This window comes from Enterobacter cloacae complex sp. ECL72 (assembly GCF_019056635.1).
Taxonomy (GTDB): domain Bacteria; phylum Pseudomonadota; class Gammaproteobacteria; order Enterobacterales; family Enterobacteriaceae; genus Enterobacter; species Enterobacter hormaechei_C.
In genome coordinates this window covers 3312154-3325374 of sequence record NZ_CP077659.1, presented here as the reverse complement: position 1 = coordinate 3325374, position 13221 = coordinate 3312154, and the positions used below count along the sequence as shown (strand labels likewise).

General features: G+C 55.8%; 13 protein-coding genes. 10 read left to right on the top strand and 3 right to left on the bottom strand.

Annotation, left to right across the window (positions count from 1 at the left end):
- Positions 1-277: 277 nt before the first annotated feature.
- Complete coding sequence (aas, locus tag KTH07_RS16040; RefSeq protein ID WP_032619103.1) at positions 278-2437, top strand: bifunctional acyl-ACP--phospholipid O-acyltransferase/long-chain-fatty-acid--ACP ligase; 2160 nt, start codon at positions 278-280, stop codon at positions 2435-2437.
- A complete protein-coding gene (gene lplT / locus KTH07_RS16035; protein ID WP_032619104.1) occupies positions 2430-3623 on the top strand; it encodes a lysophospholipid transporter LplT in 1194 nt (397 codons plus the stop codon). Before aas ends, lplT begins: the two co-directional genes overlap by 8 nt.
- Before the next feature lie 93 nt (positions 3624-3716).
- On the opposite strand, the gene KTH07_RS16030 is transcribed toward lplT, so the two are convergent.
- The 3 genes from KTH07_RS16030 to mutH all read right to left on the bottom strand — a co-directional run bounded on the left by KTH07_RS16030 (position 3717) and on the right by mutH (position 5929).
- Positions 3717-4757, bottom strand: a complete 1041-nt coding sequence (locus KTH07_RS16030; RefSeq protein WP_015571754.1) for an NADP(H)-dependent aldo-keto reductase — start codon at positions 4755-4757, stop codon at positions 3717-3719.
- Between the two features lie 132 nt (positions 4758-4889).
- Entirely contained in the window at positions 4890-5108 is a 219-nt protein-coding gene (locus KTH07_RS16025; protein ID WP_003862794.1) for a YgdI/YgdR family lipoprotein, read from the bottom strand.
- Positions 5109-5236: 128 nt separating this feature from the next.
- Positions 5237-5929, bottom strand: a complete 693-nt coding sequence (mutH, locus tag KTH07_RS16020; protein WP_032619105.1) for a DNA mismatch repair endonuclease MutH — start codon at positions 5927-5929, stop codon at positions 5237-5239.
- Positions 5930-6612: 683 nt separating this feature from the next.
- Between mutH and rppH the strand changes: the two genes are divergently transcribed.
- The 8 genes from rppH (at position 6613) to KTH07_RS15980 (ending at position 13210) form a co-directional block, all read left to right on the top strand.
- The gene (gene rppH, locus KTH07_RS16015) at positions 6613-7143 is read left to right on the top strand and encodes an RNA pyrophosphohydrolase (RefSeq protein WP_003862791.1); all 531 of its coding nucleotides are present in this window, start codon (positions 6613-6615) and stop codon (positions 7141-7143) included.
- A gap of 12 nt (positions 7144-7155) precedes the next feature.
- The gene (gene ptsP, locus KTH07_RS16010; RefSeq protein WP_032619107.1) at positions 7156-9402 is read left to right on the top strand and encodes a phosphoenolpyruvate--protein phosphotransferase; all 2247 of its coding nucleotides are present in this window, start codon (positions 7156-7158) and stop codon (positions 9400-9402) included.
- Positions 9403-9630: 228 nt separating this feature from the next.
- Positions 9631-10506 carry a prolipoprotein diacylglyceryl transferase gene (lgt, locus tag KTH07_RS16005; protein ID WP_003862787.1) on the top strand — a complete coding sequence of 292 codons (876 nt, stop codon included), beginning with the start codon at positions 9631-9633 and terminating at the stop codon, positions 10504-10506.
- A gap of 6 nt (positions 10507-10512) precedes the next feature.
- Positions 10513-11307 (top strand): thymidylate synthase, encoded by a 795-nt coding sequence (thyA, locus tag KTH07_RS16000; RefSeq protein ID WP_015571751.1) that lies wholly within the window; start codon positions 10513-10515, stop codon positions 11305-11307.
- Positions 11308-11491: 184 nt separating this feature from the next.
- Entirely contained in the window at positions 11492-11956 is a 465-nt protein-coding gene (locus tag KTH07_RS15995) for a prepilin peptidase-dependent protein (RefSeq protein ID WP_032620255.1), read from the top strand.
- Positions 11947-12507: a prepilin peptidase-dependent protein gene (locus KTH07_RS15990; RefSeq protein ID WP_032619109.1), complete on the top strand. Its 561-nt coding sequence runs from the start codon at positions 11947-11949 to the stop codon at positions 12505-12507. The genes KTH07_RS15995 and KTH07_RS15990 overlap by 10 nt, the downstream gene beginning before the upstream one ends.
- The gene (locus KTH07_RS15985; protein ID WP_032619111.1) at positions 12504-12902 is read left to right on the top strand and encodes a DUF2509 family protein; all 399 of its coding nucleotides are present in this window, start codon (positions 12504-12506) and stop codon (positions 12900-12902) included. Before KTH07_RS15990 ends, KTH07_RS15985 begins: the two co-directional genes overlap by 4 nt.
- Complete coding sequence (locus tag KTH07_RS15980) at positions 12887-13210, top strand: prepilin-type N-terminal cleavage/methylation domain-containing protein (RefSeq protein WP_023295356.1); 324 nt, start codon at positions 12887-12889, stop codon at positions 13208-13210. Before KTH07_RS15985 ends, KTH07_RS15980 begins: the two co-directional genes overlap by 16 nt.
- The last annotated feature ends 11 nt before the right edge of the window (positions 13211-13221 follow it).

The window sequence follows — 13221 nt, the reverse complement described above, 5'->3', positions numbered from 1 at the left end:
CTGTAACAGCAAAAGAGAATATTCACACCTGGTTGCACTTCGGCTCATTCCCTTGCGTTTTCCCGCTGGCGAAGCCTGTCGCCGGAGGCCACAATCAAGATCCCAGAGGTATTGATTGGTGAGAATTCCTGGTACGTTTTCGTACTCTTCTCTTGCACCAACCTGCGCGGATGCGCAGGTTTTTTTTCGCCTCTGTTTTTGCTATCGCTCCCTCACTACTTCTCGTGTAATCTGCCACCATTTATACCTTTCACACTGGCTGGCAAAGGGAGTTGAAATGCTTTTTGGGTTCTTCCGCACACTGTTTCGTGTCCTGTTTCGCATCCGCGTGACTGGCGATACGCAGGCACTCTATGGCGAGCGTGTGCTTATCACACCGAATCACGTCTCTTTTCTTGATGGCGTATTGCTGGCGCTGTTTTTGCCCGTGCGGCCCGTCTTCGCGGTTTACAGCTCCATCAGTGAAAAATGGTACATGCGCTGGCTCAAACCGCTGATTGATTTTGTCCCGCTCGACCCAACTAAACCGATGATGATTAAACATCTGGTGCGTCTGGTTGGGCAGGGGCGCCCGGTGGTTATCTTCCCGGAAGGGCGTATTTCAGTGACGGGCTCCCTGATGAAAATTTACGACGGGGCCGGTTTTGTCGCGGCGAAGTCTCAGGCCACCGTCGTGCCGCTACGCATCAACGGGGCTGAGCTGACCTTTTTCAGCCGTCTGAAAGGGCTGGTGAAGCAGCGTCTGTTCCCGAAAATTACGCTGCATATATTACCGCCGACGTCACTGCCGATGCCCGAGGCGCCGCGCGCGCGCGACCGCCGTAAAATCGCCGGGGAAATGCTGCACCAGATTATGATGGAAGCGCGCATGGCCGTTCGCCCGCGCGAAACGCTGTATGAATCGTTGCTGTCGGCGCAGTATCGCTACGGTGCGAAGAAAAACTGCATCGAAGACATCAACTTTACGCCGGATACCTACCGTAAACTGTTGACCAAAACGCTGTTTGTCGGGCGTATCCTGGAGAAGTACAGCAAACAGGGCGAAAAGATCGGCCTGATGCTGCCAAATGCGGGTATCAGCGCGGCGGTGATCTTTGGTGCCGTCTCCCGGGGCCGCATTCCGGCGATGATGAACTACACGGCGGGCGTGAAAGGGCTCTCCAGCGCGATTACCGCGGCGCAAATCAACACCGTCTTTACCTCCCGCCAGTTCCTGGATAAAGGCAAGCTGTGGCACCTGCCGGAACAGCTGACGCAGGTGCGCTGGGTGTTCCTGGAAGATCTGAAAGCAGACGTCACGACCGCCGACAAGCTGTGGATTTTCGCACACCTGCTGATGCCGCGTCTGGCGCAGGTTAAGCAGCAGCCGGAAGATGATGCCATTATCCTCTTTACCTCTGGCTCTGAAGGTAACCCGAAAGGTGTGGTTCACAGTCACAAAAGCATTCTGGCGAACGTCGAACAGATTAAAACCATCGCTGACTTTACCGCCAACGATCGCTTTATGTCGGCGCTGCCGCTATTCCACTCCTTTGGCCTGACCGTGGGGCTCTTTACGCCGCTGCTGACCGGTGCCGAGGTGTTCCTCTACCCAAGCCCGCTGCACTACCGCATTGTGCCGGAGCTGGTCTATGACCGTAACTGCACGGTGCTGTTCGGGACGTCCACCTTCCTCGGAAACTACGCGCGCTTCGCTAACCCGTATGATTTCTTCCGCGTGCGCTACGTGGTGGCGGGGGCGGAAAAACTCCAGGACAGCACGCGCCAGATCTGGCAGGACAAGTTTGGCCTGCGCATTCTGGAAGGCTATGGCGTGACGGAGTGCGCGCCGGTGGTCTCCATCAACGTTCCGATGGCGGCAAAACCGGGAACGGTTGGCCGCATTCTGCCGGGGCTGGACGCACGTCTGCTGGCGGTGCCGGGTATTGAAGACGGCGGACGTCTTCAGTTGAAAGGGCCGAACGTCATGAACGGCTATCTGCGTGTGGAAAACCCGGGCGTGCTTGAGGCGCCGACGGCCGAGAACGTCAATGGCGAGGTTGAAACGGGCTGGTACGACACGGGCGATATCGTGCGCTTCGACGATCAGGGCTTCGTGCAGATCCAGGGACGTGCAAAACGCTTCGCCAAGATCGCCGGGGAAATGGTCTCTCTTGAAATGGTCGAGACGCTGGCGACCGCAGTCTCGGCGGAGAAAATGCATGCGACCGTGGTGAAAAGTGATGCCAGTAAAGGCGAGGCGCTGGTGCTCTTCACGACAGACGGTGAACTGAAACGTGACGCGCTGCTCAGGTATGCACGCGAACACGGTATCCCCGAGCTGGCGGTTCCCCGCGATATTCGTTACCTCAAACAGTTACCGGTGCTGGGCAGCGGTAAACCCGATTTCGTGACCCTGAAGGGCATGGTTGAAGAGGCGGAACAGCAAAATGCGTGAGTCAGTGCACACTAACACTTCAATCTGGTCGAAAGGCATGATGGCGGTTATCGCCGCCCAGTTTCTTTCCGCGTTCGGCGATAACGCGTTGCTGTTTGCCACGCTGGCGTTGCTGAAAGCTGAGTTTTATCCCGACTGGAGCCAGCCGATCCTTCAGATGGTGTTTGTGGGTGCTTACATCGTATTTGCGCCGTTTGTCGGCCAGGTGGCGGACAGCTTCCCGAAAGGTCGGGTCATGATGTTTGCCAACAGCCTTAAGCTTCTGGGCGCGGCAAGTATCTGCTTTGGTATCAATCCGTTCGTCGGCTACACGCTGGTGGGCATTGGCGCGGCAGCCTACTCTCCGGCGAAGTACGGCATTCTGGGTGAACTCACCACCGGTGATAAGCTGGTGAAGGCCAACGGCCTGATGGAGTCCTCCACCATTGCGGCTATTCTGCTGGGTTCGGTGGCGGGTGGCGTACTGGCAGACTGGCATGTGCTCGCCGCGCTTGGCATCTGCGCCCTGATGTACGGTGGCGCGGTGATCGCCAACCTGTTTATCCCCAAACTGGCCGTGGCGCGTCCGGGGCAATCATGGCGCTTCAGGCCCATGACCGGCAGCTTCTTCAACGCCTGCCGCGTACTGTGGCGTAACGGTGAAACACGCTTCTCGCTGATGGGCACCAGCATGTTCTGGGGGGCCGGCGTTACGCTGCGTTTCCTGCTGGTGCTGTGGGTGCCGGTGGCGCTGGGCATTACTGACAACGCCACGCCGACTTATCTGAATGCCATGGTCGCCGTCGGGATTGTTGTCGGGGCCGGGGCTGCGGCAAAACTGGTGACGCTGGAAACCGTCGCGCGCTGCATGCCGGCGGGGATCCTGATTGGCGTCGGCGTTCTGTTCTTCTCCCTGCAACATGCCCTATTGCCTGCCTATGCCCTGCTGTTGCTGATCGGCATGTTAGGCGGTTTCTTTGTGGTGCCGCTAAACGCGCTGTTGCAGGAGCGCGGCAAGCAGACCGTTGGGGCGGGTAACGCCATTGCGGTGCAAAACCTTGGTGAAAACATGGCGATGTTACTGATGCTGGGGATTTACTCGCTGGCGGTAAAAGCAGGGGCGCCGGTCGTGGCAATCGGGGTGGGATTCGGCGCGCTGTTCGCGCTGGCGATTAGCGGGCTGTGGGTCTGGCAGCGTCGTCGTTGAATTGTGCGGCCTGATGCCCTCACCCCGGCCCTCTCCCACGGGGAGAGGGTGAAAACCCTAAAAACGGCAACGCACGTTGCCGTTTTGCTTTTATTACGGTGCCGGGTAGGTATAAACCTGATGCACCGCTTCAATCTCCGCTAATACCTCTTCACTCAGGTTCAGATGGAAACTCTCAATATTTGTTTTCAACTGATCCATCGTCGTTGCGCCGAGCAGGGTACTCGCCACAAACGGCTGACGACGCACGAAGGCCAGCGCCATCTGCGCCGGATCGAGTCCGTGGCGTTTCGCGATATCCACGTAGGCCGCAACGGCTTTTTGCGTCTGCTCGCCGCTATAGCGGGTGAAGCGGCTGAAAAGCGTGTTACGCGCACCAGCCGGTTTCGCGCCGTTCAGGTATTTGCCCGTCAGGGTACCGAAGCCCAGACAGGAGTAGGCGAGCAGTTCCACCTCTTCGTACTGCGTCACCTCCGCCAGACCCACTTCATAACTGCGGTTCAGCAGGCTGTACGGGTTCTGAATGGTCACTATGCGCGGCAGATCGTGTTTATCGGCCAGATGCAGATAGCGCATCACGCCAAAAGCCGTCTCGTTGGAAACGCCAATGTAGCGGATCTTACCCGCCCGCTGGCACTCCGTGAGCGCTTCCAGCGTTTCCAGCAGGGTAACGGCCGGAGCACTTTCGTTCCAGGTGTAGCCAAGCTTACCGAAGCAGTTCGTCGGACGCTGCGGCCAGTGCACCTGATAAAGATCGAGATAGTCGGTTTGCAGGCGCTTGAGGCTGGCATCCAGCGCGGCACGGATATTCTTGCGATCAAGGATCTGGTTAGGGCGGATCCCGGCATCGTTATTACGGGAAGGGCCGCTGACTTTGGAGGCGATGACCAGCTTTTCGCGATTGCCGCGTTTCGCCAGCCAGTTGCCGACATACGTTTCAGTAAGACCTTGTGTTTCCGGGCGGGGAGGAACGGGGTACATCTCCGCCACGTCAATCAGGTTAATGCCCTGGCTGACGGCGTAATCGAGTTGTGCATGGGCATCGGCTTCGCTGTTTTGTTCACCAAATGTCATGGTGCCCAACCCCAGTTGGCTGATCTCCAGAGCGCTGTGGGGGATACGGTGATAATGCATAGCCGGTTTCCTTTTTTTGACATACAGACTGCGTCAGGAACCTCCCGACAAAGGAATATAAACATGGCAGAGGGAAGGCAAAAGGGGAAGGAAAAAATCAAAAAGGCCAGCAAGCTACTGACCTTTATCTGTTTAACGCTCGATGATCTGGGAGACTTCGTCGCGATTAATCTGCATTTGATTGCCTTCGCGATCGCGGTAACTCACCAGACCGGTATCGTCGTCGACTTCGGGTTTGCCATCGGTCAGGATCATACGACCATCTTTCGTTGACATGACATAGTCGCTGCTGCAACCCGATACCGCAAACGCTAAACCGACTGCTGAGATAATTACTGCCCATTTTTTCATCGTTCTCATCCTCACCTGGCTCGTATCAAATCATAGTGTAGTAATAACCTGATATTACGACAGGTGAAAGGGGGGAAATCTTAAAAAGGAGGAGATTATGTTAGCCGGAGCGCAAAATTGGTAAAAAACTATGTTTTCAACAGGAAGTGGCGTGCCAGCAGCGCCCCGGTGAAATTCTTTTTAAGATAGAAACCGCGCGGCAGCGTCAGGATCGCTTCGCCCTGTGCGCCTACCGCTTCAGTGAGCGCTTTGCTGTTGGCGGCTTTGGGACGAAGTTGCAGCACTTCGCCATGCCGGGCGGTGATACGCTCAACCTGTCCCAGCACAATCATGTCCATCAGCTCTTCCCAGTCCTGGGAAAGCTGTCTCTCCTCTTCTTCATTCGGGCTCCAGAGCAGCGGGGCGCCAACGCGACGCTCAGCCAGCGGGATCTGCCTGTCGCCCTCAACGGGTACCCACAACACCCGCTTCAGCTTATGCCTGACGTGGCTGGTTTCCCATGTCACTCCGCTGTTACCTGTGAGCGGCGCAACGCAGACAAAGGTGGTTTCCAGCGGCCGTCCCTGGCTATCGATGGGGATCGTCTTCAGTTCCACCCCCAGCGCCGCAAAATCTTGCTCGGGTTTACTGCCCGCGCTTGCGCCCAGCCAGCGTTCCAGCAACACGCCGATCCAGCCCTTATCACGCTTTAGATCGTTGGGTATCGTCAACCCCGCCATCACGGCCAGCTCGCCCAGTGAATAGCCTGCCAGACGTTGCGCCTGCTGGAGCAACTGGGCTTCACTGACGGGAGGAGAGAGCAGTGGGGCGAGAGAATGCATGCTAACGACCTTTTGATTAAAAAATGAGCTGATATTTTATCCCTTGTGGACAGAGTTTACCTTTTTCTGTGCACCTATTCCATGTGGATGATTTATATCATCTTTTTTAGAATACAATCCGTCCCGCGGCGGCTAAAAAACAGGTTGTGCAATTCTGGTCACTGACAATAAACAGGATCTTACACCATGTTATCCACAGAAAAATGGGATAACTGGGAATAACTGCCACTACTGTTTCAATTTACAGCCTTGACGTGCGATGAAAATCGAATTTTCACACAAATTGTGACTAACTTATTGGCACAAACTGTGGATAAAACCGACGCTGTTCGATCTTTCATCAGCAGGAGGATCTTTGATGTGATGATCGTCACGTTTATCGTCCTGGATACCCTTAATTTCAATATAATCATATGAATTTAAATGATTTGTTATAAGCGGGGTAAATTGGCGGCTCGTCGGGCTACAAGGTTGTTCATCGGTAATTCCGCACTTCTTCACAACTATATCCACAGAAAAGGTGAATAAAAATGGTCTCTGTCGCCCGAATCTGTTTATAACTCCGCACTAAATTGTGAGTTATTCAAATGTTATTAGGTTGCAGGCCTGTAAGAGAGTGGTTTACCGCCTCCCTGTAGTGTGAAACAATCATTCATATATCAGATTTAGTTTGGGGTAGTCCGGTGATTGATGACGATGGCTACCGCCCAAACGTAGGAATAGTAATTTGTAATCGTCAGGGCCAGGTGATGTGGGCCCGGCGATATGGTCAGCACTCCTGGCAGTTCCCGCAAGGCGGGATCAATCCCGGAGAGTCCCCAGAACAAGCGATGTACCGGGAGCTGTTTGAAGAGGTTGGTTTAAGCCGAAAAGATGTTCGCATCCTGGCTTCGACCCGCAACTGGTTGCGTTACAAGTTACCGAAACGTTTGGTGCGTTGGGACACAAAGCCGGTTTGTATCGGCCAGAAACAGAAGTGGTTTCTTTTGCAGTTGGTGGGCAACGATTCAGATATCAATATGCAAACCAGCAGCACGCCAGAGTTTGATGGCTGGCGCTGGGTAAGCTACTGGTATCCGGTTCGTCAGGTCGTGTCATTTAAGCGCGATGTATATCGTAGGGTGATGAAAGAGTTCGCAAGTGTCGTGATGCAGCTTCAGGAGACGCCTCCGAAGCCACAGAGCGCACCTGCCTGGCGACGTAAAAGAGGTTAAGCTACGCAAATCATGCTCACCCGCTTGCGAGAAATAGTTGAAAAGGTTGCCAGTGCGCCTCGCCTCAACGAGGCGCTGAATATTCTGGTGACGGACATCTGTCTTGCGATGGAAACCGAGGTCTGTTCGGTCTACCTGGCCGACCATGACCGACGTTGCTACTACCTGATGGCAACCCGCGGTTTAAAAAAACCACGGGGACGCACCGTCACGCTCGCGTTTGATGAAGGTATTGTTGGCCTGGTCGGGCGACTGGCGGAGCCAATCAACCTTGCCGATGCGCAAAAACATCCCAGCTTCAAATATATCCCTTCCGTCAAAGAGGAGCGGTTCCGCGCTTTCCTTGGCGTGCCGATTATTCAGCGCCGTCAACTGCTTGGCGTGCTTGTTGTCCAGCAACGAGAGTTGCGGCAGTACGACGAAAGCGAGGAGTCTTTCCTCGTCACGCTGGCAACGCAGATGGCTGCGATCCTCTCCCAGTCTCAGCTGGCAGCCCTTTTTGGGCAGTATCGTCATACCCGCATCCGCGCGCTTCCGGCCTCGCCGGGCGTCGCGATTGCCGAAGGCTGGATGGATGCCACGCTCCCCCTGATGGAGCAGGTCTATGAAGCCTCGACGCTGGATGAAGCGCTTGAGCGCGAACGGCTTACCGCTGCGCTGGAAGAGGCGGCGAATGAGTTTCGTCGCTACAGCAAACGCTTTGCCGCTGGCGCTCAAAAAGAGACGGCGGCCATTTTCGACCTCTACTCACACCTGCTTTCCGATGCGCGTTTGCGTCGTGAGTTATTTGCCGAGGTCGATAAAGGTTCGGTGGCAGAGTGGGCGGTTAAAAAGGTCATTGAAAAATTTGCCGAGCAGTTTGCGGTGCTGACTGACGGTTATCTGAAAGAGCGCGCCGGCGATTTACGCGCGCTTGGGCAACGTCTGCTGTTCCACCTTGATGATACTATTCAGGGGGCGAATGCCTGGCCGAGCCGGTTTGTACTGGTGGCCGATGAACTCTCGGCGACGACGCTGGCGGAATTACCGCAGGACAGGCTGGCGGGCGTAGTGGTGCGCGATGGCGCAGCTAACTCCCATGCCGCCATTATGGTGCGCGCGCTCGGTATTCCGACCGTGATGGGGGCGGATATTCAGCCCTCCGTACTGCACCGCCGTACGCTGGTGGTGGACGGATACCGCGGTGAGTTGCTGGTGGATCCTGAGCCGGTTCTCCTTCAGGAGTACCAGCGTCTTATCAGCGAAGAGAATGAATTAAGCAAGCTGGCGGAAGATGACGTCAACCTGCCCGCGCAGCTCAAGAGCGGTGAGCGTGTGAAGGTGATGCTCAATGCTGGCTTAAGCCCCGAGCATGAAGAGAAGCTCGGCAGCCGCATCGATGGCATCGGCCTCTACCGCACCGAAATACCGTTTATGCTGCAAAGCGGCTTCCCGTCAGAAGAGGAGCAGGTGGCGCAGTATCAAGGCATGTTGCAGATGTTTAACGACAAACCCGTCACGTTGCGCACCCTGGACGTCGGCGCGGATAAGCAACTGCCCTATATGCCCATCAGTGAAGAGAATCCCTGCCTCGGCTGGCGTGGGATCCGCATAACCCTCGATCAGCCGGAAATCTTCCTTATCCAGGTTCGTGCGATGCTGCGTGCCAACGCGGCCACGGGGAATCTCAGCATTTTGCTGCCGATGGTCACCAGTATTGACGAGATCGACGAAGCGCGGCGGTTGATAGAACGTGCAGGGCGCGAAGTGGAAGAGATGATCGGCTATGCGATCCCTAAACCCCGTATTGGCGTGATGCTTGAAGTGCCTTCGATGGTCTTTATGTTGCCGCAGCTGGCGACCCGCGTTGATTTTATCTCCGTTGGCACCAACGACTTAACGCAATACATTCTGGCGGTCGATCGCAACAATACGCGCGTTGCCAGCATCTACGATAGCCTGCATCCGGCGATGCTTCTTGCCCTGGCGATGATCGCCCGCGAAGCCGAGCAGCATAATATCGACCTGCGCCTGTGCGGTGAAATGGCCGGCGATCCGATGTGCGTGGCGATCCTGATTGGTCTCGGTTTCCGTCACCTGTCAATGAACGGACGTTCCGTTGCGCGTGTGAAATACCTGTTACGTCACATCGAACAAGATGAGGCGCGCGAACTGGCCGCGCGTAGCCTGGAAGCACAGCTGGCAGCCGAAGTGCGCCATCAGGTGGCTGCGTTTATGGAGCGACGCGGCATGGGCGGTTTGATCCGGGGCGGCCGCTGATCCCCACAAAATAATGACGGCTCCGACGACCCCCTCTCCCTTGAGGGAGAGGGATGGGGTGAGGGGGAACAGCGCGCATGAAACCCTATACACATCTTTTACATCTCAGGCGCATCCTCCACGCCTGCCTTATGCTATGATTCGCAACTTTGGAGCACCTGCCAACGGCGGGAATGCAATTCACCCGCTGTCCACTTTCAGCGGAATAACAACATCTTGTGGTGACAGATGAACAGTGGTTATCTGCATTTTCCGGAATTCGATCCGGTTATTTTCTCAATAGGACCTGTAGCGCTGCACTGGTACGGTCTGATGTACCTGGTGGGCTTCGTCTTTGCCATGTGGCTTGCTGGCCGTCGCGCCAGTCGTCCAGGCAGCGGCTGGACGAAGAACGAAGTGGAAAACCTGCTTTATGCCGGCTTCCTCGGCGTGTTCCTGGGCGGTCGCATCGGTTATGTCCTGTTCTATAATTTCCCGGTATTCCTGAACGACCCGCTCTATCTGTTCCGCGTCTGGGACGGTGGCATGTCTTTCCACGGCGGGCTGATTGGTGTGATCCTGGTCATGGTGATCTTCGCCAGACGCACCAAACGCAACTTCTTCCAGGTGGCTGATTTTATTGCGCCGTTAATCCCGTTTGGGCTGGGCGCAGGGCGTCTTGGCAACTTCATCAACGGTGAACTGTGGGGGCGTGTCGATCCGAGCGTGCCGTTTACTATGCTGTTCCCGGGTTCTCGCGCGGAGGACATCGCGCTGCTGCCTTCGCATCCTGAGTGGCAGTCCATTTTCGATACCTACGGCGTTCTGCCGCGCCATATGTCACAGCTCTATGAGCTGGCGCTGGAAGGCGTGGTGCTGTTCATCATCCTGAATCTGTATATCCGCAAACCGCGCCCAATGGGGGCTGTCTCCGGTCTGTTCCTGATTGGCTACGGCGCGTTTCGTATCATCGTCGAGTTCTTCCGCCAGCCGGATGCGCAGTTTACCGGGGAATGGGTACAGTACATCAGCATGGGGCAGATCCTCTCCATTCCGATGATTGTCGCGGGTGCCATTATGATGATTTGGGCGTATCGTCGTCGTCCACAGCAACAACTTTCCTGAGGAATCATGAAACAGTATCTTGAATTGATGAAAAAAGTGCTCGACGAGGGCACGCCGAAAAACGACCGTACCGGCACCGGTACGCTCTCCATTTTTGGCCACCAGATGCGCTTCAATCTGCAAGAAGGCTTTCCTCTGGTGACAACGAAGCGCTGCCATCTGCGCTCGATCATTCATGAACTGCTCTGGTTCCTGCAAGGCGATACCAACGTTGCTTATCTGCATGAAAACAATGTCTCCATCTGGGACGAGTGGGCAGATGAGAACGGCGACCTGGGGCCGGTCTACGGCAAGCAATGGCGCGCCTGGCCTACCCCGGACGGCCGCCATATTGACCAGATCACGACCGTCATGAACCAGCTGAAAAATGACCCGGACTCGCGCCGTATCATTGTCTCTGCCTGGAACGTGGGGGAACTGGATAAAATGGCGCTGGCGCCTTGCCACGCGTTTTTCCAGTTCTATGTGGCGGACGGCAAGCTCTCCTGCCAGCTCTATCAACGCTCCTGCGACGTGTTCCTCGGCTTGCCGTTTAACATCGCCAGCTACGCGCTGTTGGTGCACATGATGGCGCAGCAGTGCGATCTTGAAGTGGGCGATTTTGTCTGGACGGGCGGTGATACCCACCTCTACAGCAATCATATGGAACAGACGCATCTCCAGCTGACGCGCGAACCGCGTGCATTGCCGAAGCTGGTGATCAAACGTAAACCGGAATCGATCTTCGATTACCGTTTTGATGATTTCGAGATTGAGGGTTACGACCCGCATCCCGGCATTAAAGCTCCTGTCGCCATCTGATACGGCAAATCCTGACACAACCGGTGCTCTTTAGCGCCGGTTTTTTTTCACGCCCGTTTTGTTTTTCGAGCCTGTTTCCAGAGACGATGCAACGCGTTGCGACGGGTGAAAATCTCCGGAAAGCGGCTCGTAAAGTTCTGGTTTGACGCTCGCACCGTTTTTGCTATTCCGCCACACTCCCGCCATGAAAAACGAACAAGGCTTTACGCTTATCGAAACCCTTATCGCCGTTTCGCTGACAGTGATCCTCAGCGCCACAGGGCTCTATGGCTGGGACAGCTGGCAGCAGCGGCAGCGGCTTTGGCAAACCGCCTGCCAGGTGCGGGATTACCTGGTGTTTTTGCGCAATGACGCCAACCGTCACAACAGCGAGCACAGGATCGCGTTGCATAACGACGGTGAAAAGGAGTGTCTGGCCAGTTCAGCGGTGACCGGTTGTGACAGAGGCGGACCGTTCGTAATGAAGCCGATGTGGCCCGAGGTCACGATAAGCGACATAACCCCTGCGCTGGGATTTTACGGTTTAAGGGATACCGCATGGGCCGGACATATCCGCGTGCAGAGCCGCGCTGGTGGGTGGTGGGTTATTGTCTCAAATGGCGGACGTATCAGGCTGTGTAATGCCGCAGGAGAAGGTGCATGCCAGTAAATCGAAAAGGGTTTTCCCTGCTGGAAGTGCTTATTGCGATGACGATAAGCAGCATTCTGTTACTCAGCACGTCACGTTTTTTACCGGGGCTACAGCGGGGTGTTTTACTGCAATCCGGACAGCAGGAGCTGGAGGATGAGGTCTGGCAACGTCTGTTCGCGATCGGTAAACAGTTTCAGAGGGCAGGATATTGTGCAGGGCATTGCCAGGGGCAGGGGATGATCATCGGCAGGCAAGGACGATGTGCGATTGTGCTATGGGATGCGAACAGCAACGGCCAGTGGGATAGCACCGCGTCAGAAAACGACAGTACGGGATTCCGGCTTGAGTCCGGATCGCTTGAAACGCTGCGGGGCGCCACATCCTGTGACGGTAAGGGATGGGATAAGCTCACCGACCCGGATCGGGTCCTGATAGAGCAATTTATGGTCACTAAAACCGATCATGATGGCTTTGCGCCGGTCATCAGTATCGAGCTGCGTGCCCGCCGTAAAGGTGAACTGACCGCACCCTTTTCGGCTCGCCATACCGTAACGGGGTTTAATCTGTGAATCGTCAGCGGGGCATGTCATCGCTGGCGCTGGTCCTGCTGTTGCAGGTGCTCGGCACGCTGATCCTCACCGGATTAAATCAGCAGCTGCAAACCTTTAGCACGCTGGTAAGTGGCGAGAGTTTGTCTGTTCGCCAGCAGGCTGCCGTGCAATCTGCACTGGAGTGGGGGCGCGTTCAGGAATGGGCTTTACAGCCAGAGGTTCAGTGCAAACAGACACAACGTTTGCGGGTCTGTATAAGGCTGTTTGGGGCGCGTGTGTTGCTTATTGCCGGCAATGACAATCTATTGCTATGGCGAGGCGGGGACATCTCGGAGGGGCAGATACGCTTTTCCGCCCACGGCTGGAGTGATTTCTGCCCCCTTAAGGAAAGTACGCTATGTCAGTTACCCTGAGCAGACAAAAAGGATTTAGCATGGTTGAGGTTTTGCTGGCAATGATGTTGCTGGTTGTGGTTGTGATGGCGTTATCCGGCTATCATCGCGCGCTGGCAGCCCGGTATGCGGCGCTTAGCCAGTATCGTCAGCTATGGCATCATGCGTGGAATCAGTCGCAGATCTCAACATTAACGCTCCCGCCGGGCTGGCAGGTCAGCCGGGGGCAGACAACACAGTCCGGATGTGTCAGCATCACGGTCACACTTATTTCTCCTATGGGGCGGCAGGGCGCGTTGACGCGTCTGCATTGCCCGGTTAGCCGCTAGTCGGGAGCGTT

What these genes read in the sequence shown, in the direction of transcription:
- KTH07_RS16025 (WP_003862794.1), bottom strand. Translation starts at nt 5,108, where the DNA reads ATGAAAAAATGGGCAGTAATTATCTCAGCAGTCGGTTTAGCGTTTGCG.
- lgt (WP_003862787.1), top strand. Translation starts at nt 9,631, where the DNA reads ATGAACAGTGGTTATCTGCATTTTCCGGAATTCGATCCGGTTATTTTC.
- mutH (WP_032619105.1), bottom strand. Translation starts at nt 5,929, where the DNA reads ATGCATTCTCTCGCCCCACTGCTCTCTCCTCCCGTCAGTGAAGCCCAG.
- KTH07_RS16030 (WP_015571754.1), bottom strand. Translation starts at nt 4,757, where the DNA reads ATGCATTATCACCGTATCCCCCACAGCGCTCTGGAGATCAGCCAACTG.
- KTH07_RS15980 (WP_023295356.1), top strand. Translation starts at nt 12,887, where the DNA reads ATGTCAGTTACCCTGAGCAGACAAAAAGGATTTAGCATGGTTGAGGTT.
- thyA (WP_015571751.1), top strand. Translation starts at nt 10,513, where the DNA reads ATGAAACAGTATCTTGAATTGATGAAAAAAGTGCTCGACGAGGGCACG.
- aas (WP_032619103.1), top strand. Translation starts at nt 278, where the DNA reads ATGCTTTTTGGGTTCTTCCGCACACTGTTTCGTGTCCTGTTTCGCATC.
- KTH07_RS15990 (WP_032619109.1), top strand. Translation starts at nt 11,947, where the DNA reads ATGCCAGTAAATCGAAAAGGGTTTTCCCTGCTGGAAGTGCTTATTGCG.
- lplT (WP_032619104.1), top strand. Translation starts at nt 2,430, where the DNA reads ATGCGTGAGTCAGTGCACACTAACACTTCAATCTGGTCGAAAGGCATG.
- KTH07_RS15995 (WP_032620255.1), top strand. Translation starts at nt 11,492, where the DNA reads ATGAAAAACGAACAAGGCTTTACGCTTATCGAAACCCTTATCGCCGTT.
- ptsP (WP_032619107.1), top strand. Translation starts at nt 7,156, where the DNA reads ATGCTCACCCGCTTGCGAGAAATAGTTGAAAAGGTTGCCAGTGCGCCT.